Origin of the sequence: Glutamicibacter sp. AOP38-B1-38, assembly GCF_052377485.1 — a bacterium.
GTDB lineage: Bacteria > Actinomycetota > Actinomycetes > Actinomycetales > Micrococcaceae > Glutamicibacter.
The window spans coordinates 115958-137489 of the sequence record NZ_JBQSWU010000005.1; the positions used below are offsets into that span (position 1 = coordinate 115958).

The window sequence follows — 21532 nt, forward strand, 5'->3', positions numbered from 1 at the left end:
CAGAATCCCGCATTGGCTAAGCGATGCTTCCCAATGACTCACCACGATTAATTGCCTGTCCCGGGTTAAACGATGCCGCGGTGAAGACTCCATCGCGATGCGCGATGACCGGTGATTCCATTTTCATTGCTTCCAAGACTGCCACCGTCTGGCCTTTGGCCACCGGGGTTCCGTCCTCGACCGAGAAAGAGACCAGATTTCCGGACATGGGGGACAGCAGTGCGTCGGCGTCGACCACCGAAGCCTCGCCTCCGCCTGCCCCATCCGAGGCGGAACCACCGTGGCGGATGGCGTGCACCAGCGCGGCAGGCAGGCCCAACGCCATCGCCTTGCCGTCTAGATCGATGGTGAGCACTTCACGCTCACCGCCGACGGACGTGGTGGCGATTTCCTCGCTATTTGCCAGTTCCTCGGCGAAGTCCGATTCGATCCAAGTGGTGTAGACCTTAAAGCCTTGCTCGGCGGTGAAGTCTGGATGCTTGGCGACGGCCCGGTGGAAGGGCAAAACCGTGGGAACACCCTCGATGGTGAACTCCGCCAGAGCCACCTGGGCGCGGCGCAGAGCCTGCTCGCGAGTCGCACCATGCACGATCAGCTTAGCCATCAGCGAATCATATTGCCCGGGAATATTCGAGGTGCTGCGCACCCCGGCATCGACACGAATTCCGGAGCCGGTAGGGACCTCGAACCGGGTCACGGTCCCCGGGCCGGGCAGGAAACCACGGGCCGGATCTTCGGCGTTGATGCGGAATTCGAAGGCATGGCCTACCGGCTGCGGATCTTCCTTCAAAGACAGTTCTTTGCCCTCGGCGATCCGGAACTGTTCGATGACCAGGTCCACTCCGGCAGTCTCCTCGCTAACGGGATGCTCAACCTGCAAACGGGTATTAACTTCCAGGAAGGAGATGAGTCCGTCCGGCGCAACCAGGTATTCGACGGTTCCTGCGCCTACGTAGCCTGCCTCCCGGCATATGGCCTTGGCCGACTCGTGGATCTTGGCACGCTGCTCATCCGAGAGGAATGGGGCTGGCGCTTCTTCGACGAGTTTCTGGTGACGGCGCTGCAACGAGCAATCGCGAGTACCCACCACGATGACATTGCCGTGCGTATCGGCGAGAACCTGTGCCTCGACGTGGCGCGGCTTGTCCAGGAATCGCTCCACAAAGCACTCGCCGCGGCCGAAGGCGACGGTGGCTTCACGGACCGCCGATTCGAAGGCGTCCTCGATTTCTTCCATGGTGCGCGCAACCTTCAACCCGCGTCCGCCGCCTCCGAACGCCGCCTTGATGGCTACCGGCACGCCATGCTTCTCGGCGAAGGCGCGCACCTCGGATGCGTCGGCCGCGGGTGCATCGGTACCGGGCACCAGCGGGGCACCGGCGCGTACCGCAATTTCGCGCGCCGTCACCTTATTGCCCAATAGCTCAATAGCTTCAGGGGTTGGGCCGATCCAGATCAGCCCGGCCTCGATGACTGCGCGGGCAAAGCCGGCGTTCTCCGAAAGGAACCCATAGCCCGGGTGGACCGCGTCGGCCCCGGAGCGGTTGGCAACGGCGATGATCTTGGAAATATCCAGATAGGTTTCGGCACTCGAAGTCCCACCCAGCGCGTAGGCTTCATCGGCCCGGCGCACATGCAGGGCATCCGCATCGGGATCGGAATAGACGGCAACCGATACCAAATTGGCGTCGGCTGCGGCGCGGGCAATACGAACAGCGATTTCGCCGCGGTTGGCGATCAAGACCTTTTTCATGCCTGGGATCCTTCGGTGCTTGGGGTGGATTCGGAAAGTTCAAAACGAAGCTGTGAGCCTGGCGGCAACTGTGCCGCGGCGGATAGATCCTCGGCGATGACCGTGGCGATCACCGGGTAGCCGCCGGTGACCGGGTGATCGGCCAGGAACAGCACTGGCAATCCCGAGGGAGGTACCTGCAAGGAGCCGAGCGCGACGCCTTCGCTGGAAAGCTCGCCGGACCGAACGCGTTCAAGCGCGCTGGCGTCCCCTTCCGCGCCCAGCCGCACGCCGATGCGGTTGGACTCGCTGGTGACCAGCCAGCGCTGGTCCAGTAGTTTCGCCAGTCCGGCGGGGCCGAACCAGTCATCGCGCGGGCCAGCCTGGACGCGCAGAACATAGCAGCCCTCGGCATCTGGCCGGGGCAGGGTGCTCGGTTCGCCCTGTCCCACGATTTGCAGGTTCTCCGGCAGCGATACCGGCAGGAAGCTTCCATACATCAGTGGAGCCGGACCCACCCCGGAGAGCGTGTCGGTGGACAGCGAACCCAGAATTCGGGGCAGCTGGATCTTGCCTCGAATCGAAAGGTAGCTGCGCAATCCGTTCCCGGTGGGCTCCAGATCCAGGCGCTCGCCGTCCAGCAAGGCGAAGGGCGCGTCCATGCAAACCTCGCGTTCGGCACGGAGGTCGTCGCCGGCCGCCGGAGTGATGACCAGCCTCGCTTCGGCTCCGCACACCGCAAGGACCTGGTCGCCGTGGGCGAGCAGGCTCATCCGACCGGTCAGGTTTTCGATGCAGGCAGAATCGGCCGTATTTCCAACCAGCCGATTTGCCTGATGCAAGGAGGCGAGATCGGCGGCGCCGCTGGCCGGTACGCCGAGCCCGCCAAAGCCCTGCCGGCCGGTGTCCTGGAGCAGGCTCTGCAAACCCGAATCGAGAATGGCCAATCCGGCACCCGTTGGAGCTTCGGTTTCGGTAGCGGCCGAGGCCGCCGTTTTCACGGTCAGCGCTTGGCGTGAGGCAATAAACTGCACACGGTCCTGCGGGCGGATGAGCGCCGGATTTTCTCGACCCAGATCCCACAGCGCGACATTGGTATGGCCGATCAGTTGCCATCCGCCGGGGGACTGGCGTGGGTAAACGGCCGAGTACTCACCGGCGAGGGCCACGGAACCGGTGGGCACCTGGGTACGGGGGCTCTCGCGGCGGGGAACCTGCAGGTCGGTGTTTTCTCCCAGAAGATAGGCGAAACCGGGCGCGAATCCGCCGAACGCCGCACGCCACTGCTGGCCGGTATGCGCGTTGATAACTCCCTGGGCCCCAAGGCCGGTGAGCTCCCCGACGGTTTCCAGATCCGCACCGTCGTAATAGACCTCGATGGTGACAAGTTTGCCCGTAGTTGCCGCTGCCGTGTTCAATGTCAGCTTGGGCAACAGCTGCCTGGCCTGCCGGGCCTGTTCGACGTTTTCGAATTTCACCATGAGCGTCGCGGCGGCAGCTAGGACGTCGCGTTGCCCAGGCAACGGTTGGGCCTGCAACAGGGCGTCGAGGGAAAGGACGGATTCGAGATCATCCAATTCGACGAGCACATCGTGGCTTCCGGCGGCGTGTACCGCGGTGATGCTCATGCGAAGCTCTTGATCTGCACGCCGGCCGATTCAAGTCCGGCGCGGACCGCGGCCGCCATCGCGACCGATCCTGCGGTATCGCCGTGCACGCAGATCGACTCGGCTGGCATCAGGATAATCGAACCGTCCACCGCCTTGATGGTCCCCTCGGTGGCCAGGCGGATCATGTTTTCGGTGACCAGCACGGAGTCGTGGAGCACGGCGTTCGCCTCGCGGCGCGAGACCAGGGTGCCCTCGGGGGTGTAGTTGCGGTCTGCAAAGGCTTCGGCGACCGGACGCAGCCCGGCGGCCTCGGCCTTGGCCAGTGCCACCGAACCGGGCAAGAGCAGCACCGGAAGATCGTCGCCGAACGCTTTAATGGCGTCGATGACGGCTTGAGCGTGGACCTCATGGTGCACGATGGTGTTGTAGAGGGCGCCGTGCGGCTTGACGTACTTGATGCTGGATCCCGCAGCTCGGGCCAAGCTCTGCAGTGCGCCCAGCTGGTAGAGCACGTCATCGGCGAGTTCGGTAGCGGAGCAGTCGAGGAATCGACGACCGAACCCGGCAAGATCGCGATATCCGACATGTGCACCGATGGTGACGCCCGCGGAGACTGCAGCGCGGCAGGTCTGCGCAATGCCGGTGGGGTCCCCTGCATGGAAGCCGCAAGCTACGTTGGCCGAGGAGACGGATCTGAAAATGGCCGCATCGTCGCCCATAACCCAATTGCCAAAGGATTCGCCTACGTCGGAATTCAGGTCGATGCATGTCATTTGTGATCCCCGTCTCGCTGTGCCGTTTATCTAAGCATGCACCAAAAATAGAGATTGTTCAACAATCTTTTGACTGGATCGTAAATTTGCTGTGCGGGGCGGGGTGCGGCCGAAGTGAAGGCAATCGTTAAAAGAGCGCGGGGTTCCGCAGCCACTGGCTGCTGAACCCCGCGCAATTTTGCCCGCGCTTCGGGCAATCGTGGCTAGCCGCGCTTTTCAACCTTCACGAAGAGGGAAAGCACCACGCCGGCCGTGCCGAGCAACGCACCAACGATGAAGGCAGCGTGGGCGCCGGCAAACAAGGCTTCGGCAAGCTCGGCGCCCTCTTGGAGCTTGGCGTTTGAGAGCGCCGTCAGCACGGTGATGAAGATGGTGGTGCCGATGGCACCGCCGAGCTGCTGGCCGGTGTTGAAGATGGCCGAGCCGTGGCCGTAGAGGCGTGGATTCACCGAGGCCATGGCCGAAGACATCAAGCCGGTCATGAGCAGTGCCAGGCCAATCGAGAAGACGCTGTGACTGAGCATGAACATCCATAGCTCGGTCTCGGTGGTGACCGAAACGTACATCCACTGTCCCAGCGCGAGCATGATGGCACCGGGGATCAGCACCGGGCGTGGTCCGTGCCTGTCGTAGATGCGACCAAAGATGGGCGAAACGATGGCCTGGGCCAGGCCGCCCGGCAGCAGCATCATGCCGATTGCCAGGGAGCTGATGCCCTTGCCGGATTCGAGGATGATCGGAACCATCATGATCGAGCCGAGCAAGGTGCCGAAGGCGATCATGATCATCAGAATCGCGAAGGTGAAGGTTCGCGAGGTGAACGGGGTGAGGTTCAGCAATTCCTTGCCCTCGCGGGTCAAGCGAATCTGGCGCCTGATAAATAGGGCCAGGGAGACCAAGCCGATGGCGAAGGTTGCCACGGTGAGCAGCATGTTTTCGCTGGCCTTGTCGATGGTGGAGATTCCGTAAACCAGCAGACCGAATGCAAGCGCGGAAAGAATCACGGAGATCACGTCAACGGGAAGTTTGCGCGTATTCGAGGGAAGCTTGAGGAAGATGATGCCCAAGGCCAGGATGATCATCGATAGCGGGGCCATCAGGACGAAGATGTAGTGCCATCCCCAAGCATGGACGATCGCGCCGGATACGGTTGGGCCGACTGCCGGTCCGACGGAGATCACGATGGAGTTCAGGCCCATCACCGCGCCGCGCTTGTGCATTGGAATCAGCGTCAAGGTGGTGGTCATCAGCAACGGCAAAACGATCGCGGTACCAATAGCCTGGATGATTCGGGCGGCAAGCAAGACGGCAAAGCTCGGGGCGAAGATGGCGAGCAGCGTGCCGATGAAGAAGCTGGACAGCGCGAAGATGAACAGCGAGCGGGTGCTGAAACGCTGCAGCAGGAAGCCGGTGGTGGGAATGACCACGGACATGGTGAGCAGGAATCCGGTGGTGAGCCATTGGCCGGCCGCCGCCGAAATATTCATGTCGGACATGATTCCGGGCAACGCCACGGTCAGCACGGTCTCATTGAGGATCATCAGGAAGGCGGCAAGTGCCAGTGCGCCGATGATTCCGGTGAGCTGTTTCGTGGTCAGTTCGGGTTTCTCAGGCCGCGGAGGGGCGGACTCGGCCTTGATTTCGGTGCGCTCGGAAGTCACGGATTCCTCTTTCTAGGTGATGTCAACTTTCAAATTCTGTCACAGAGTGACAGAATTTCGTAAGAAGAACTGGCAGACTGTGACAGGAAATAAGTTTTCGCCGTGCGGTCATGGGACGATAAATGCACGCAGAATGACAGGGGGAGCGCAATGGGAATTCGTGACGAACGCAAAGCCGCGACCAAACGGGAGATTCAGGCCGCGACCCTCGACCTTGTCGAAAGCTTGGGGCTAGAGGCCATCACGGTGGCGCGGATCTCCGAACGCGTAGGGATCTCGGACCGCACCTTCTTCCGCTATTTCGATTCCAAGGAATCCGCTATAGTTCCGGGCCAGCGAGAACTGATCAACGCGCTCGTCGCCGCCGAAATGACCCCGGGAAGCTCCGCCGCAGAAATTTTTCACGCACTGCTCGAAGTGTGCCGCGGGCACTTCAGCGTTGAAGTCAGGCACCATGAATTCCGCAGGATCTCAAGGCTCATGCTGCAGGATCCGAAGCTGCTCATGATCGCCACGCGGCGTGAGCAGGAACTGGTCGTAGCGCTGAGCCAATCGTTGATTGACCGCGAGCTGCTGGATTCGATCCAAGCCCTGCTGCTTGCCGAAATGCTGGCGACTACCTGGCGCGTTGCGTGGCAATGTTTCGCCCATGAAGAACGGGCGGGAATTGATTCAAAGCCTGCTGAACTTTTTGAGAAGGCGGTACTGGGTCTGGCGCAAATCGCTTCATTGCCCGCTCCGAGCGCCGAAAAGACGCCATAGCCCGCTTTGAGTTATTGCGCATTAACTTAAATGTGACGAACTGCTCTACCGCCATTCATCCCGGCATTTCGGGGCTAAACGCTGTGCTGCCCGGGGAAATCTGGGCACCCAAAAGTGTGGTGCAGGCCAAAATCAGGTAAGTTTGGAACGTTGAGTTTAGGGCGGTTAGCCCGCTTCCGCACGACGTTCAGGGAGACGCCACACCTATGGCCAAGATTATTTACACCCACACCGACGAAGCCCCGATGCTGGCAACCCACTCGTTCCTGCCGATCGTGGAGGCCTTCGCGTCGACCGCCGGTGTTGAACTTGAGACCCGCGACATTTCGCTGGCAGGACGCATCATCGCCACCTTCCCGGACTACCTCGCCGAGGAACAGCGCATCTCCGATGCCCTGGCAGAGCTTGGCGATTTGGCCAAGACCCCAGAGGCAAACATCATCAAGCTGCCGAACATCTCGGCTTCCATCCCGCAGCTGAAGGTCGCCATCGCCGAGCTCCAGGCAGCCGGCTACGCGCTTCCGGATTACCCGGAAAACCCATCCTCGGATGAGGACACCGACGTCCGCGCACGCTACGACAAGCTCAAGGGCTCGGCAGTGAACCCTGTGCTGCGCGAAGGCAACTCGGACCGCCGTGCGCCGTTGAGCGTGAAGAACTACGCACGCAAGTACCCGCACTCCATGGGTGCCTGGGCAGCCGACTCGAAGACCAATGTCGCCACCATGTCCGCCGATGACTTCGCCTCGAACGAGAAGTCCGTCGTCATCGACAAGGACAAGAGCATCTCCATCCGCTTCGTGGGCGAAGACGGAGAAGTCAAGGTTCTGAAGAAGCCATTCAAGGTCCTCGAAGGCGAAGTCATCGACGGCACCGTCCTGCACGTGGCGGCACTGTCCGAATTCCTGAAGAACGCAGTGGCCCGCGCCAAGGAAGAAGGAGTGCTCTTCTCGGCACACCTGAAAGCCACCATGATGAAGGTTTCGGACCCAATCATCTTCGGACACGTCGTCAAGGCGTACTTCGCCGAACTCTTCGAGACCTACGGCGACGAGCTGGCAGCAGCCGGCCTGAACCCGAACAACGGCCTGGCGGCCATCATCGCCGGACTGGACGAGCTCTCCGACGACGTGCGCGCCGGTGTGGAGAAGCTGATCGCCAAGGGACTTGAAGAGGGCCCAGCGGTTGCCATGGTCGATTCCGACAAGGGCATCACCAACCTGCATGTCCCTTCGGATGTGATCGTTGATGCTTCGATGCCAGCAATGATCCGCCTCGGCGGCAAGATGTGGGGCCCAGATGGCAAGGAAGCCGAGACTTTGGCAGTCCTGCCAGATTCCTCCTACTCGGGCGTCTTCCAGACCGTGATCGAGGATTGCCGTGCAAACGGCGCCTTTGACCCAACCACCATGGGCACCGTGCCAAACGTTGGCCTGATGGCTCAGAAGGCCGAAGAGTACGGCTCCCACGACAAGACCTTCGAACTGGCGGCCAACGGCCACGTCCAGATCCTGGACGAGAACGACGCGGTCCTCATCGAGCACCAGGTCTTCGCCGGTGACATCTGGCGTGCCTGCCAGACCAAGGACGTTGCCATCCGCGACTGGGTCAAGCTTGCCGTGAACCGTGCCCGCGCCTCGGCCACCCCGGCCGTATTCTGGCTGGATGAAAAGCGCGCGCACGACGCGGTGCTGATCACCAAGGTCAACGAGTACCTCAAGGATCTGGATACCGCCGGCCTGACCCTCGAGATCCTGGATCCGATTGCGGCCACCAAGTACACCATCGAACGTATCCGCCGTGGCGAGGACACCATTTCGGTGACCGGCAACGTGCTTCGCGACTACCTGACCGACCTGTTCCCAATTCTGGAACTGGGCACCTCGGCAAAGATGCTCTCGATCGTTCCGCTGCTTGCCGGCGGCGGGCTGTTCGAGACCGGTGCCGGTGGTTCGGCTCCAAAGCACGTCCAGCAGCTGGTGAACGAAAACCACCTGCGTTGGGATTCGCTCGGCGAGTTCCTGGCCCTGGCCGCTTCCTTCGAGCACCTGGCCACCACCAATGACAACGCCCGCGCTCAGGTGCTGGCTGACACCCTTGATGCCGCGACCGGCACCTTCCTGTTGGAAGACAAGTCGCCAAAGCGCAAGGTTGGCCAGCTGGACAACCGTGGCAGCCACTTCTACCTGGCTAAGTTCTGGGCAGAAGAACTGGCCAAGCAGGACAAGGACGCTCAGCTTGCTGAGGCCTTCTCCGCAGTTGCCAAGGCACTGGGCGAGAATGAGGAAGCAATCGTTTCCGAGCTTGCCGAGGTCCAGGGCAAGGCAGTGGATATCGCTGGTTACTACCGTCCGGACGAGGCCAAGACCTCAACCGTAATGCGTCCAAGCGCCACCCTGAACAAGACGCTGGAACTGCTGACCAAGTAGTCCTAGCCGGCCAAAAACCGTGGGCACCAACTCGAAAGAGTTGGTGCCCACGGTTTTAACCTGAAGTATCTGAACTCGTGCATAGAGTTTCCAGGATCAGCCTTCGACCGCGGCAATCGAGATGGTCACTTCGCTGGCGCGCAGCTGCTGAAGCTGGAATGAGACGGCCTCGGCGTAGTCAGGAAGCTCGATCTCTGCGTACCTGACCGGGCTCTCTGGCGAGCAAAGAATCTCCAGCTGGCCTCGATTGTTCTCGGTGCCGCCAGCCCAGGGGATGTGTGTTGCTTGGTCCTGACCGTTGCACCGGACCGCAATCGAATAGCGACCGCCGGCGATAGCGCGGCCGATGGAAATTTCTTGATTATTGTTCTGAACAACCGTAGATAATACGGCGATCTCATGGCCCTGCAAGGACGGCGGGGCATCGTCGTTCGATCCAGCTGGCCGTATGTCACCTGTGGCATCGCAAGCAGCCAGCTGCGTCGCCACGGCAAATGCCGCAGCCACGACTGCGAGAGGTCTTAGCTTCAATTTCATTCCTCGCTGAGTTGGTTTCGGAGCAAGCCCACGAGGGGCCGCTTATTAGCCTAGCCACTAAAAGTAAAACTACGGTAGAGAGCTCCGACGGTGTCCGACCGATTGAGCGGCGAACATACGTTGTCCAAGAAAGTAATGGTCTGTGCCTCCGAGCGCACGGGTTGATTGCCCGCTGGCACATGGCGAGTGAACGCTTCCTCCAAGGTGTTGGCCGACGCTGTGGCACACCACGCGTGTTGTTTCGCGTGGCTCCAACTGCCAGACTCTACCTATGCAAGAAGTCTGGGAACTAGTACATGCCGAACGCAAGGCACTGATCGATGACCTGTCCGTCCTGAGCCCGGAGCAGTGGGAGCGTCCATCGATGTGCTCGGGGTGGACGGTTCACGACGTCGCCGCTCATCTCGTGAACAACGCGCGCACCACCACCCCTGGGCTGCTGCTCGCCATGCTCCGGGCGCGCTTTGATTTCGACCGGCAAAACTCAAATGGAGTCGCCGCCGAAAAGGGCGCGACTCCGCAACTGACCTTGCAGCGGCTGCGCGAAGTAGCTGTGCGCAAGAGCGGGCCGCCGGCTCCGCTCGCCAGCCGACTCGTCGAAGAAGTCGCCCATGGCGAAGATATCCGCAGGCCCTTGGGGATCACCCGCAGCTATCCGGCGCAGGCCGTCACCGCGGCTATTCGCTACCAGACCCGGACGAGCCAGTCCTTTGGCGGCGCGAAGGAACTGGCCCAACGCGTCAGCCTCGTGGCCGAAGATGCGGGTGTCATCTTTGGCACCGGACCCGAAGTCCGCGGCCCGGCGCTAGAGCTGCTGATGATCGCCACCGCCCGCGAGGCGCGCGAGGGCAGCCTCTCCGGACCCGGCATCGAGTTGCTTTAGTCGGGCAATGGCTTCGGCGAGCTACAGCCCGCGCCCGGCCTCCCAGAGGTTATCCGCCGTACCTGCCAGCAAGGCATTCAGCGAGACCGCCTGGGCATCAGTGAACGAGGCAATGTAATCCACGATCGCTCGGGCCTGGCCCAAACGCTGCACCTCATCCGGTCCGGCCTGCAAGAAAAGCTCGGGGGAGTGCGCGCGCAATTGACGGTATTCGTCGGTAGCGGCTTCCACCGAATCAAGCAGCCGGCGCGGGGCACGCGCCGCATCCTCCGCGTCGTTGAGCCAACTATGGAAGCCCTCGGCCAAGGACCTGACGATGCGCGTCTGGCCACGCTGGTACACGGCCAAATCCGAGCGGTCCAGCACAAAGCGCGAGTGCACGAACTTCAGCACGCCCACATCGTGCCAGGCCTCCTTGGTGAGGCGGACGTGTCCGCTGCGGATCGTCGGATTGCGTTCCACCGTGACGGATTCCTGCAGCCGGTCGATCCAGCGCCGGGTGAAAGCGGTGACCGCCCGATCCGCCTCCAGGCCACCGTCATAAGGAACCGCCAGCAGCCCCTCGACCAGGTCATGGCCCACGCGTTGCACCGAGGCGCGGAAGGCCTCCGCGTCGGCGATCCACGGGTCCTTTGCAAAGGCGCGCCGCCAGGTGGATTCCAAGGCGTGGCCCGGCTTGCGCAGGTCGAGATCGGCCTGGCGCATGGCAGCTAGCTGCGCCGTTTGATCGAGCCAGGCACGGAACTCGGCCGAAACGGTGGTGTACTGCAAGATCCCTGCACGGTAGAAATCGTCGAGGTCGTGGACCGCGTAGGCGATATCGTCGGCGATATCCATCACGGAGCTTTCCAGGGTCTGCTGGAATTTGCCGATGGCGGGGAACACCGAGAGCACATCGCGCATTTCGGCGGCCTCGATGTCGTAGGCGGAGTACTTCAAGGCTCCCGCCGCCGGGTCGGTCCCCACCCCGCGGGGCAGCATTTCCGGGGCGAGCGGAGCCATAGTGCGCCATTCGTTGCGAGTCCACGGGTATTTCAGCACCGCGCCGCGTACGGCACGGGTCAGATTCATCCCGCGTGGTGTGGCATCGCAGCTATCCAGCGCGGTGAGGATGCGGAAGGTCTGCGCGTTGCCTTCGAAGCCGTCGGGCAACCCCAAGGTATTGCGGGCAACACGATCCAATTCCTGCTCACCCAAATGCCCGAATGGCGGGTGGCCCAAATCGTGGGCCGCGGCCGCCGCCTGCACGACCACGGGGTCGCAGCCGCCGAGCTCGGCGACGAGTTTTCGGGTTGGCTCATCTGCGGTGCGCAAGCGGATCGCGATGGTGCGGGCCACCGCGGAGACCTTCAAGGAGTGCGTCAACCGGTTGTGCACGGTGGTGCCCGAACCCGCCTGCGGAATCACCTGGGTCACCGCCGAGAGGCGCGAGAAGTACGGGGAGAATCGAATGCGCTCGATATCGATGCGGAACTCGTCCTCACCTGTACGGTTAGCCTCGTCGATCGCGCGTTCCCGGCCGCCGGTGTCATGGGTTTTCTGCCTGATATCCATCGTAGGAACCAGCCTAGGTGATCGGACCCCGGGGAGCAGGCAAGCTAGGAAAATTTGGTGATGCTAATTTTGCTTCTCCGCATGGCGGACCACATGCAGTGGCTCGACTCCCGCGGCGATGCGTTGGATCTGTTCAACGGCCAGATTCATGGACAGATCGATGAACATCCACGTGTTTCCGGCAATATGCGGGGTGATCAGGCAATTCGGGGCCGCCCACAAGGTGTGGGATTCGGGCAATGGTTCCGGATCGGTGACATCCAATGCCGCGCGCAGCCGCTCGGACTGCAATTCGGCAAGCAGCGCGTCGGTATCGACCACTGGACCACGTCCCACATTTACCAGCAGGGACTGGTCCGGCATATGGGCCAAGAACTCGGCATCGACGAGTCCGCGTGTCGACGGGGCATCGGGCAGAGCCACGATCACGACCTGTACTTGGGGCAATAGCGCTGGCAGCTCATCGATCCCATGGACCGGTGTGCCATCGGGCAGTTGCCGAGCACGGCTGGCTACCGCGATCACTTCCTTGGGCTTGAAGGGCAGCAGACGGTCGCGGATTTCCTGTCCGACGCCGCCGAATCCCAAGAGCAAGACGGTGGCTCCGTGGAGCGTGCCACCCCAGAGCGGATTCCAATCCCGCTTGAGCTGTTGAGCCCCGGCCTCCGGAAGCTCACGCAGCGAAGCCAGAACCAGAGCCAGCGTGTGCTCGGCGGTGGCGTCTTCCACCGCCCCGCGGGAATTGCTCAAGCTGACGTCGGGGTTCAGGTGTTCCAGGACCCATTCATAGCCAAGGGAGAGCAGGTGCACGTGGCGCAACCCTGGAATCTGCGCGACCCGTGCACGCCGTTCGACCAGCAGCGGACGCTCGGTGATCAGCACCTCTGCTTCCGGCGCTTCTTCGTTCGAGTCGTTGAGGTGCCAGTAGATCGGAGTGATGCCAGGTAAATCCAGTTTCATTGCCAGCCGGCCATTGGGCACGAGCACACGTAAAGTCAAAGGGTTCCCTCCAGAGCTGGCTACACCGGTGACGTAAGTTTTTGGTGCGAGCCTCGGAGCTTATTCTGCGCATCTTTGCCACACCGTGCAAGTGCCTTGTCCTTGTGTGAAGCGCGCGCTGAGTAGGCGAGTCAGGCGCTTCATGAAACCCTTCTGATTGTCAAGATGTTAGAGTTTAGGCATGCCGCAGCCGGAAGAATACGTGAATACCTCCAACAAGTCCCAGGCGAATACCAGCTCGTCGATCTTCATGTATTTGGGATGCACGGTGATGGTTCTTGGCCTCGCCAGCCTCATCCTAGGTGGTGGAATCAGCGGTGGATTGCTGCTGCTCTCCGGTGCCGTGCTCTACGTGGGAACCACCATCACCGAGGCAATCCGCACCAAATAGCCTCGCCGGCCGCGTTGGCACCTCGGTGCCAAGGTGTTGCCGCAGATCCGGATGTGCCATCCTGGCCTTGCAGTTCCGATGGGTGCCGCAGGTAGCTCTGCGATCTTTATCTTGTGATATTTCCTGCGGGATCTTCCATAGCCTGTGCGAGTATCGATTCGACGATTCTCAAATCTTCAGCAGGCTTTCGAACGATCTTGCCGCGCTTGTTGCTGAAGTCCTTGAAATCAATGATGACAAGCTTCAAGTCGTGCTCCGGAATGAGTTCTGCTTTGCGGGCATCGTAGATTCTGCGCTGTTCGCCGCGTCGTCGTCCGCTCGCCGTGATTTTGTCGTCGAAGAACGGCACCGATTCGGTGTGCTGCCTTTCGTGATATTCCACGACTACTCCTAGTTCAGCCCAATAACCGTCCACCGGTAGCGGCTTAACTTTTCCATTCTTGGCTGACGGATCGCCGACGAGCCAGGGGAACGTTTGCTGGCCTGTCCGCTTTGCCTCCAGCACCTGATCGCAGAGCTCGAGCACGTAGTGCTCGTCGCTGTCAGCGCGTTTGCTGAGCGTGGGTGCGGGCAGATGTTTCGGCGGCGCCGGCACACGGTGCCTGCTGCACCACCCCAGCTCCCAGCCGAGTGAATCGTCGAAGTAGTCGGCGTAGGCAACGGGGAGATCAGTCAGGCTATGAACTTGGGACAAAAGCATCGCGTACCAGTTGGTGTATTGCTGGTTTCCGCTCTCTTGGCGCATACCGCGCTGGAGCGACGGCATCGCCTCAAGAATTGCTTCCGCAACGCTCACATGGCTGACGTCTTCGGGAAATTGGATGTCATTGTTGAAGACGTTCTGGCCAGCGGTGGAGTAGAGGCAACGCTCTTCCGCGTTATAGGGGTCGCCGAACTCATCCTCGAAATTCCATTCCGTGACGTTGAAAATAACAATCCGCCAGGCCGTACCTGAGGCATTCATTCCGGGCAAAACACGCAGACCGTAATAGCCCAAGCGGTGCAGCAGTCCAACGGCTTCAAGTATTCGCAGAGGCAGCTGAGAGTCCAATTAATATCCTTCGATAGTGGTCTGACTCAATGCTGACATGTCCGACCGACAGTTAGGATCAACGTAGTTTGCGCAAGGTCGCATCGGCTCGATTACTTGAGAACCCGGAGAATCAGCCTAGGCGGCGGAACCGCACGAAGTAGCATCGTTGACCGTTTTGCGCATCGTGGACAGGGAGCTGGCCCCTCAGCCTTCGGTGTCGGTGGCTTCCAGCTCGGCCAGGAACTTGGCAAGCCGCGCGCTCCGGGTCTTCTCGGTCCGGGCAATCATCAGCTGGTGCAGGATGTGATAGCGCGGCTGTGACTTCAACGCGGCGAAATTCTTGGCAGCAAGCGGGGCGCGGTCCAGCGCATCTTGGAGATCTTGCGGCACCTGGGCGGTGGCTTGGCCTTGGTACGCGCGTTCCCACCGTCCATCGTCCTTCGCCTTTTGGATCTCCGCATACCCTCGCGGGCGCATGCGGCCTTGGTCGATCAGCTCCTGGGCATATCCAGTATTCTTCTCCGACCAGACAGAGGCCTTGCGCCGAGGGGTGTAGCGCTGGAGGAAGGTCGTCTCATCGCGCTTGCGACGAATGGCATCAATCCATCCGCTGCATAGCGCCTCGGGCAGGGCTTGGGTGACCGTCAGCGTTGTCGGAGTAGTTGTACCTTTTTTGGCAACTACCAGCCAAATCCCATCACTGGTTTCTTCGTGCTCGTCGAGCCATGCGCGCCAAGCGGCAACGTCGGGAAGAATCAAAGCATCGTCAGGATCCATGGCACCTATCCTGCCCCTAGTTGCTGATTGCCGCTAGGGATGCATCCGGCGCCAGGACGATTGCTCTGGACCGGTCCCTGCAATGGTGATTGTTTCCGTCCAGTGGTGGCCGGCACGCGGGTCAGAGATTGGCCCTATTTCCCGGCTCTGGAACGGCGAGACCCATCAGCCTCCGGCTGGTGCCGGGGCTGATGGGTCTTCGGCCTTCATGCAAGAACTTCGCTAGGGCCTTCCGCAGCCGGCGGCTGAGACCCAGCGTGCAAGATGAAGCCGATCCGTGAATTGGCCGTCGCCAGCTCAGACGCGTGCGGCAACCAGCTCCTCGCGCAGGATGCCGGCTCCCGCGCTGAGCGCGCTCAGCTTGGCCAGCGAGACGTCGCGGGGGAACGGTGCCATGCCGCAGTTCGTGCTGGGCACCAGCTTGTCCGCGTCGACGAATTCAAGTGCATTGCGCAGCGTCTGCGCGACCTCTTCGGGGGTTTCCACCGTTTCACTGGCCACATCGATGGCGCCGAGCATGACCTTTTTGCCGCGCACCAGCTCAACGACCTCGAGCGGGACATTGGAGTGGTGGGACTCCAGGGAGATGGTGTTGATGGAGGAGGCCTGCAGCAGTGGGAAAGACTTCTCGTAGTGGCGCCACTGGGCGCCGAGAGTTGCCTTCCAATCGTTGTTCGCCTTGATCCCGTAGCCGAAGCAGATGTGCGCCACGGTCTCAGCTTTCAGCCCCTGGCAGGCGCGCTCCAGCGCGGCGACGCCCCAGTCCGCGACCTCGTCGAAGAACACGTTGAACGCCGGTTCGTCGAATTGGATGATGTCCACCCCGGCTGCTTCGAGTTCTCTGGCCTCCTGGTTGAGGATGGCCGCGAACTCCCAGGCCAGTTTCTCGCGGCTTCGGTAGTGCGCGTCATACAGCGTGTCGACCATGGTCATCGGGCCGGGAAGGGTCCACTTGATCTGGCGGTCGGTGCACGAGCGCAGGAACTTCGCGTCCTCAACGAACACCGGCTTCTCACGCCGCACCGCACCGACCACGGTCGGCACGCTCGCGTCGTAGCGGTTGCGGATGCGCACCGTTTCGCGCTTTTCAAAATCGACCCCGGTCAGGTGCTCGATGAAGGTGGTGACGAAGTGCTGGCGGGTCTGCTCGCCGTCGCTGATGATGTCGATGCCGCGCCGGGTTTGCTCCAGCACCGCTGCGCGCATGGCGTCCTGCTTGCCTTCGCGCAGCTGCGCGCCTTCCAGCTTCCAATCAGACCAGAGGGTTTCGGGCTTCGCCAGCCAGGAAGGCTTGGGCAGGCTGCCGACAATGGAGGTGGGAAGTAGCTTTGATGTCATCGTGTGTCTTTCGGTTCTCAGGCGACGGGAGCGGGGCAAGTGGCGGCCCACTGGTCCAGCAATTCGCGGTTCGGGGTGATGAAGTGCTCCGCGGTGTACTTGCCCTGCACTGCGCCGAGCCGGGTGCGCTCTTCGCGGTCGTAGGAGATCCTGGTCGGGGCGAAATCCTGTGCCCCCAAGCTTGGGCGATAGACGGCCGGTGCAGCGGAGCTTGCGTTGTAAATCTCGGGGCGGTAGATCTTCTGGAAGGTCTCCATGGTGGCGATGGTGCTGATCAGCTGCAGATTGGTGTAATCGTTGAGCAAGTCGCCACGGAAGTAGAACGCCAGCGGAGCGACGGCGCCCGGTGGCATGAAATAGCGCACGCGCAGCCCCATCTTGCCGAAGTACGCATCGGTCAGGGAGTTCTCATCCTGCTGGTATTCCAAGCCGAGGACCGGGTGGCTGTTGCCCGTGCGGTAGTAGGTTTTGGAAGTGGAGACGCTGATGCAGACCACGGGTAGTTGCGCAAAGCGCTGACGATAAGCCTGCGAATCCAGGAAGTGCTGGAAGAGCTGGCCATGAAGTTCGCCAAAATCTTCAGGCAATTTAGGGGCACCGGAGCCGTTGCCGGCCGCCGGAAGCACCACGCTGAAGTCGTAATCGCGCACATAGGAAGAGAAATTATTGCCCACCATGCCGTGGCTGCGGGTGCTGGTGGCTCGGTCCACGATGGTGGTGTCTAAGACTTCAAGCAGCGGGAACTGCTCCGCTGCGTTCGCCGAGTCGAAGTGCACATTGGCGGAGATGATCTCCAGCTCGAGTTCATAACGATCGCCCTGAGGATTGTCCCAGTGAGCCAGGGAATTAAAGCGGCGGTTGATCATCGTCAGAGCGTTGCGCAGGTTCTCCTGGCGGTTTTCCCCGCGGGCCAGGTTGGCGAAGTTTGTCGTGACTCGTGAGCTCGCACAGGGGGTGTAGTCTTCGTCGAATTTGGTGGTGCTGATGCTGAAGGTGAACGCGTCTGCCATGGTGGCCTATCTGGTGCTCAGTGGCCTGGGCCGGCCGAAAGTAAGTCGATGCGTCCATCATGCAGTGAGATCGAGGATATCAGGTAACTCGATATAACTATGGATTCGTATAGACTCGCACTATGGTTCAGGGGACGAGTGGTTTGACACTGCAGCAGTTGCGCTATTTCATTGCGGTCGCCAGCGAGGGGTCGATCTCCGCGGCGGCTGATCTGATCTACGTCGCACAGCCGAGCATGTCGGCGGCGATGAAGGAGCTCGAAGCCCGCGTGGGACGCACCTTGCTGGTCCGCTCGGCCAGGGGAGTGACGCTCACCGCCGAGGGAGCAGAATTCCTCGGCTACGCCCGGCAGGTTCTGGAGCAGGTGGAGCTGCTTGAGCATCGCTACCTCGGGCGTCCCTCGGTCCGTCGCCTGCTCGGCGTCTCCACGCAGCACTATTCCTTCTCGGTGGATGCGTTTGTCAGGATGGTTCAGGCCAGCGGGGCCGAGGAATATCAATTCTCGCTGCGCGAGACCCGCACCGAACAGATCATCGAGGACGTGCGCACCCTGCGCAGCGACATCGGCATCCTCTATCGCAACGACTTCAACCGGAAGGTCATCGACAAGCTGCTGCGCGAGTCCCGGCTCGTCTTCCACCCGCTGTTCCTCGCCGATCCGCACATCTTCATTTCGCGCAGCAACCCGCTGGCCTCCCGGGCGCGGGTGACGCTCGAGGACCTCGAAGACCTGCCGCGCTTGACCTTCGACCAGGGTGCGAACAACTCGTTCTACTTCGCCGAGGAAGTGCTCTCCACCAGCTCCAGCAAGCGCGAAATCCAGGTTTCGGACCGCGCGACGATTTTCAACCTGATGATCGGCCTGGGCGGGTACACCATCTCCACGGGCATCATCAGCGACGAGCTGGACCCGTCCATCGTCGCCATCCCGCTGGATGTCGATGAGCGCATCGAGATCGGCTGGATCGACCATGCAGCGATTCCGCTGACCGAGCAAGCGCGGCGCTATCTGGACGAGGTGCGCTCGGTCGTCTCAAGCTTCGGAGTTGAGCTCCTGGACTGAATCCCCGGCCCCCAAGACGTAACACCGTGTCATTTGGCGGACCGCCGGCGACATAATAGTTGCGCAAAACCCTGGCTCTTCAAGGATTCTGGCGGTTGCCGCGCGTCACAAAGGGACTGCGGGCCGGGCCCCATTACGGGACTGGCGCGGGATGTGAAGCCAGGTGCCCCTGTATGAAGCGCGGGTGTGGGCGTCGTTTGCGCCGCCGGATGCCGATGTCCAACCATGGAAGAACAACAACCCATCAAGAGCGACCGAGAGATCTGGCTCGTAGACGTCGCAGCAACCATCGGGAAACCGAAAGGTGCTACTGCCAGGAACGATGGAGCAGTTCCGAACGTGCCATAAGGCGCCATGCTTCGTACCGTTGTGGCCTCAGGTCGGCCGAGGGGCGGTATGTCGCCGGGTGTTCGGTGCACTCTCTCGTGGATCAGAAACGAGAAGGAGCTATGAGCCAACGCCAAGGAACCGACGCGGTCCATGCAGGGTATCGTCCGAGCGGAGATTTCCGCCCGATGCTGCCGCCACTGCACAATTGCGCAGCGTACCAGTTCGAATCGCACGCAGAAGCGATCGAAAAATTCGCGTTGCGCCAGGCCGGCTTCACCTATTCACGCACCGGCAACCCCACCGTGGCCATCCTGGAGCAGCGCGTGGCCGCTTTGGAAGGCGGAGCCCAAGCGGTGGCCACCGCCACCGGGCAGTCCGCGGTCGCTCTTTCCCTGCTGGCCTTGACCCAGGGACCCAAGCACCTTGTGGTTTCCTCCTCGCTGTACGGCGGCACCGTGGACCTGTTTACCGACACCTTTGCCGACTTCGGCATCCGGATCAGCTTTGTCGACCAGGCCGACCCCGCAGCTTGGGCCGGGGCCATCGAGGAAGACACCCGGGCGTTCTTCCTGGAGTCCGTCTCCAACCCGCTGTGCACCGTGGCGGACCTGCCCGCCATCTCGGCGATCGCCCACGAGCACAACATTCCTGTGGTCGTCGATAATACGCTGGCCACCCCGCTGAATATTCGCCCGCTGGATTTTGGCGCCGACATTGTGGTGCACTCGGCCACCAAGGGACTAGCCGGACACGGCTCGGTGCTCGGCGGCGTGGTCGTGGACTCGGGGAAGTTCGATTTCTCGGATTCCACCCGCTGGCCGCAAATCGCCGCCCCGCGAGTGCGGCTGAACAATGCCTCGCTGCTTGAACGCCACGGATCGGCCGCCTACGCCATGCTGGTCCGCTCCAAATTCCTGCACGACCTGGGGCCGGCCTTGGCCCCGGCCAGCGCCCAAGGCATTCTGACCGGCATCGAAACCTTGCCGGTACGTGCCGCACACGTGCAGCGCAGCGTGAGCACCCTGATCCAGGAACTTGCAGATCACCCGGGCATTGCGGCCATCCACCACCCTTCGCTGCCGGCCCACCCGAGCCACGAGCTGGCCAAAAAGCTCACGCCCAAGGGCACCGGTTGCGTGCTGGCCATCGAACTGGCCCACCCCTCGCTGGTGTCCCCGGTGATCGACGGGCTGCAGCTGATTTCCCTGGCCGCAAATGTGGGCGATACCCGCACCATGGTCGCCCACCCGGCCACCATGACGCACTGCCGGCTCTCCGCGGAGCAACTTCTCGCCGCGGGCCTGAACACCTCCACCCTGCGCATTTCGGTGGGGCTTGAAGACCCCGCCGATCTGCTCGCCGACCTCACCCAAGCGCTGGACGGCGCACTAAACCGGGCCCTGGCCCCGCAAACCCAAGGAGCATCATGAGCGGCTTCAACACCCTCGCCGTGCACGCCGGCCAGCATAAAGACCCGCACACCGGAGCCGTGGTCCCACCGATCTACCAGACCAGCACGTTCATCCAGGACGGAATCAACGTCTTGCGCTCCGGGCACGAATACTCCCGCGGCTCGAACCCCACCCGCGATGGCTTCGAAGCGCAGCTCACCGCCCTGGAAGGCGGAGCCGCGGGGTTCGCCTTCGCCTCGGGCATCGCCGCCGAAGACGCACTGCTGCGTGCGGTCCTCGAACCCGGCGATCACATCGTCCTTGGCGCCGACGGCTACGGCGGCACCAACCGGCTGATCTCCAAATTGCACAGCAAATGGGGCATCACCTCTTCCGCGGTGGATATCACCAACCTGGACTCGGTGCGCGCAGCGGTGCGCCCGAACACCGCGCTGCTTTGGGTGGAGACTCCCTCCAACCCGCTGCTGGGCATCGCCGATCTTGCCGGCTGGGCGGACATCGCCCGCGAGCACGGCGCCCTGCTGGTAGTGGACAACACCTTCGCCACTCCCTACCTGCAGCGGCCTTTGGACTTCGGGGCCCACGCGGTGGTCCACTCCACCACCAAGTACATCGGGGGACACTCGGATGTGCTCGGCGGCGCGGTGATCGTCGCCGATCACCTCTTCCGTGGCCAGGCGCTGGCCGAAGCCGTCGGCTTCCAGCAATTCGCCGGCGGCGCGGTGGCCGGCCCGCAGGATTCCTACCTGGCCGCACGCGGCCTGAAGACCTTGGGATTGCGCATGGAACGCCACTGCGCCTCCGCAGCTAAGCTGGCACGCTGGCTTGATAGCCAGCCTGAGGTGACGCGGGTCTATTACCCCGGGTTGGAATCCCATCCCGGCCATGAGCTTGCGGCGCGTCAGCAGCGGGGTTTTGGCGGCATCGTCTCGTTGCAGCTCACCGACGAACCCGCCGCGCGCGCATTCGCCGAATCCATGGAGTACTTCCAGCTCTCGGTCTCCCTGGGCGGGGTGGAATCCCTGGTCTGCTACCCGCGCGAAATGACCCATGCCTCGCTGATCGGCACCGAGCTGGAAATCCCGGCCAACCTGGTCCGCCTTTCGGTGGGCATCGAGGAACCCGAGGACCTCATCGCGGATCTTTCCCGCGGGTTGGCCGCCGCGCGTAACGCCGCCGGCCCGGCACGCAACACTTGTCCACAGCCGGCGAGAGAACCCGCACTGCAGCTTTAACC

The 21532-nt window shown here is 62.0% G+C and carries 18 protein-coding genes and 1 riboswitch; of the genes, 7 read left to right on the forward strand and 11 right to left on the reverse strand.

From position 1 onward, the window contains the following. Positions 1 to 16 precede the first annotated feature (16 nt). From ACT3TP_RS04600 to ACT3TP_RS04615, 4 genes are all read right to left on the reverse strand, one after another. Positions 17 to 1753 (reverse strand): acetyl/propionyl/methylcrotonyl-CoA carboxylase subunit alpha, encoded by a 1737-nt coding sequence (locus tag ACT3TP_RS04600; protein WP_444619556.1) that lies wholly within the window; start codon positions 1751 to 1753, stop codon positions 17 to 19. Further along, positions 1750 to 3360: a carboxyltransferase domain-containing protein gene (locus ACT3TP_RS04605; protein WP_444619557.1), complete on the reverse strand. Its 1611-nt coding sequence runs from the start codon at positions 3358 to 3360 to the stop codon at positions 1750 to 1752. The genes ACT3TP_RS04600 and ACT3TP_RS04605 overlap by 4 nt, the downstream gene beginning before the upstream one ends. Further along, a complete protein-coding gene (locus tag ACT3TP_RS04610; RefSeq protein ID WP_096289068.1) occupies positions 3357 to 4115 on the reverse strand; it encodes a LamB/YcsF family protein in 759 nt (252 codons plus the stop codon). Before ACT3TP_RS04610 ends, ACT3TP_RS04605 begins: the two co-directional genes overlap by 4 nt. Before the next feature lie 203 nt (positions 4116 to 4318). Then, positions 4319 to 5776 carry an MDR family MFS transporter gene (locus tag ACT3TP_RS04615; protein WP_444619558.1) on the reverse strand — a complete coding sequence of 486 codons (1458 nt, stop codon included), beginning with the start codon at positions 5774 to 5776 and terminating at the stop codon, positions 4319 to 4321. Between the two features lie 150 nt (positions 5777 to 5926). On the opposite strand from ACT3TP_RS04615, the gene ACT3TP_RS04620 reads away from it, so the two are divergent. Together ACT3TP_RS04620 and ACT3TP_RS04625 are read left to right on the forward strand one after the other, a co-directional pair. Then, the gene (locus ACT3TP_RS04620; RefSeq protein ID WP_096289066.1) at positions 5927 to 6538 is read left to right on the forward strand and encodes a TetR/AcrR family transcriptional regulator; all 612 of its coding nucleotides are present in this window, start codon (positions 5927 to 5929) and stop codon (positions 6536 to 6538) included. Between the two features lie 206 nt (positions 6539 to 6744). Beyond that, entirely contained in the window at positions 6745 to 8967 is a 2223-nt protein-coding gene (locus ACT3TP_RS04625) for an NADP-dependent isocitrate dehydrogenase (protein ID WP_096289064.1), read from the forward strand. Positions 8968 to 9063: 96 nt separating this feature from the next. On the opposite strand, the gene ACT3TP_RS04630 is transcribed toward ACT3TP_RS04625, so the two are convergent. Next, on the reverse strand, positions 9064 to 9498 hold the full coding sequence (locus tag ACT3TP_RS04630) for a hypothetical protein (RefSeq protein ID WP_141393620.1): 435 nt from the start codon (positions 9496 to 9498) through the stop codon (positions 9064 to 9066). A gap of 277 nt (positions 9499 to 9775) precedes the next feature. On the opposite strand from ACT3TP_RS04630, the gene ACT3TP_RS04635 reads away from it, so the two are divergent. Beyond that, complete coding sequence (locus ACT3TP_RS04635) at positions 9776 to 10387, forward strand: maleylpyruvate isomerase family mycothiol-dependent enzyme (RefSeq protein WP_096289060.1); 612 nt, start codon at positions 9776 to 9778, stop codon at positions 10385 to 10387. Positions 10388 to 10408: 21 nt separating this feature from the next. On the opposite strand, the gene ACT3TP_RS04640 is transcribed toward ACT3TP_RS04635, so the two are convergent. Continuing rightward, a complete protein-coding gene (locus tag ACT3TP_RS04640) occupies positions 10409 to 11941 on the reverse strand; it encodes a deoxyguanosinetriphosphate triphosphohydrolase family protein (protein WP_096289058.1) in 1533 nt (510 codons plus the stop codon). A 63-nt stretch (positions 11942 to 12004) separates the two neighbouring features. After that, positions 12005 to 12940 (reverse strand): 2-hydroxyacid dehydrogenase, encoded by a 936-nt coding sequence (locus tag ACT3TP_RS04645; protein WP_141393619.1) that lies wholly within the window; start codon positions 12938 to 12940, stop codon positions 12005 to 12007. A gap of 181 nt (positions 12941 to 13121) precedes the next feature. Between ACT3TP_RS04645 and ACT3TP_RS04650 the strand changes: the two genes are divergently transcribed. Further along, positions 13122 to 13331: a hypothetical protein gene (locus ACT3TP_RS04650; protein WP_096289054.1), complete on the forward strand. Its 210-nt coding sequence runs from the start codon at positions 13122 to 13124 to the stop codon at positions 13329 to 13331. A gap of 106 nt (positions 13332 to 13437) precedes the next feature. On the opposite strand, the gene ACT3TP_RS04655 is transcribed toward ACT3TP_RS04650, so the two are convergent. From ACT3TP_RS04655 to ACT3TP_RS04670, 4 genes are all read right to left on the reverse strand, one after another. Then, on the reverse strand, positions 13438 to 14382 hold the full coding sequence (locus tag ACT3TP_RS04655) for a hypothetical protein (protein ID WP_444619559.1): 945 nt from the start codon (positions 14380 to 14382) through the stop codon (positions 13438 to 13440). Between the two features lie 186 nt (positions 14383 to 14568). Then, positions 14569 to 15141 carry a YdeI/OmpD-associated family protein gene (locus tag ACT3TP_RS04660; RefSeq protein ID WP_096289052.1) on the reverse strand — a complete coding sequence of 191 codons (573 nt, stop codon included), beginning with the start codon at positions 15139 to 15141 and terminating at the stop codon, positions 14569 to 14571. 297 nt (positions 15142 to 15438) lie between these two features. Continuing rightward, a complete protein-coding gene (locus tag ACT3TP_RS04665; RefSeq protein ID WP_096289050.1) occupies positions 15439 to 16479 on the reverse strand; it encodes a methionine synthase in 1041 nt (346 codons plus the stop codon). Positions 16480 to 16496: 17 nt separating this feature from the next. Next, entirely contained in the window at positions 16497 to 17489 is a 993-nt protein-coding gene (locus ACT3TP_RS04670; protein ID WP_096289048.1) for a DUF1852 domain-containing protein, read from the reverse strand. Positions 17490 to 17611: 122 nt separating this feature from the next. On the opposite strand from ACT3TP_RS04670, the gene ACT3TP_RS04675 reads away from it, so the two are divergent. The 3 genes from ACT3TP_RS04675 (at position 17612) to ACT3TP_RS04685 (ending at position 21530) form a co-directional block, all read left to right on the forward strand. Beyond that, positions 17612 to 18553 carry a LysR family transcriptional regulator gene (locus ACT3TP_RS04675; RefSeq protein WP_444619561.1) on the forward strand — a complete coding sequence of 314 codons (942 nt, stop codon included), beginning with the start codon at positions 17612 to 17614 and terminating at the stop codon, positions 18551 to 18553. A 238-nt stretch (positions 18554 to 18791) separates the two neighbouring features. Continuing rightward, a riboswitch (SAM riboswitch) is annotated at positions 18792 to 18882 on the forward strand. A gap of 120 nt (positions 18883 to 19002) precedes the next feature. After that, on the forward strand, positions 19003 to 20313 hold the full coding sequence (locus tag ACT3TP_RS04680; RefSeq protein ID WP_444619563.1) for an O-acetylhomoserine aminocarboxypropyltransferase/cysteine synthase family protein: 1311 nt from the start codon (positions 19003 to 19005) through the stop codon (positions 20311 to 20313). Then, complete coding sequence (locus ACT3TP_RS04685) at positions 20310 to 21530, forward strand: cystathionine gamma-synthase (RefSeq protein ID WP_444619565.1); 1221 nt, start codon at positions 20310 to 20312, stop codon at positions 21528 to 21530. Before ACT3TP_RS04680 ends, ACT3TP_RS04685 begins: the two co-directional genes overlap by 4 nt. Positions 21531 to 21532: the final 2 nt, after the last annotated feature.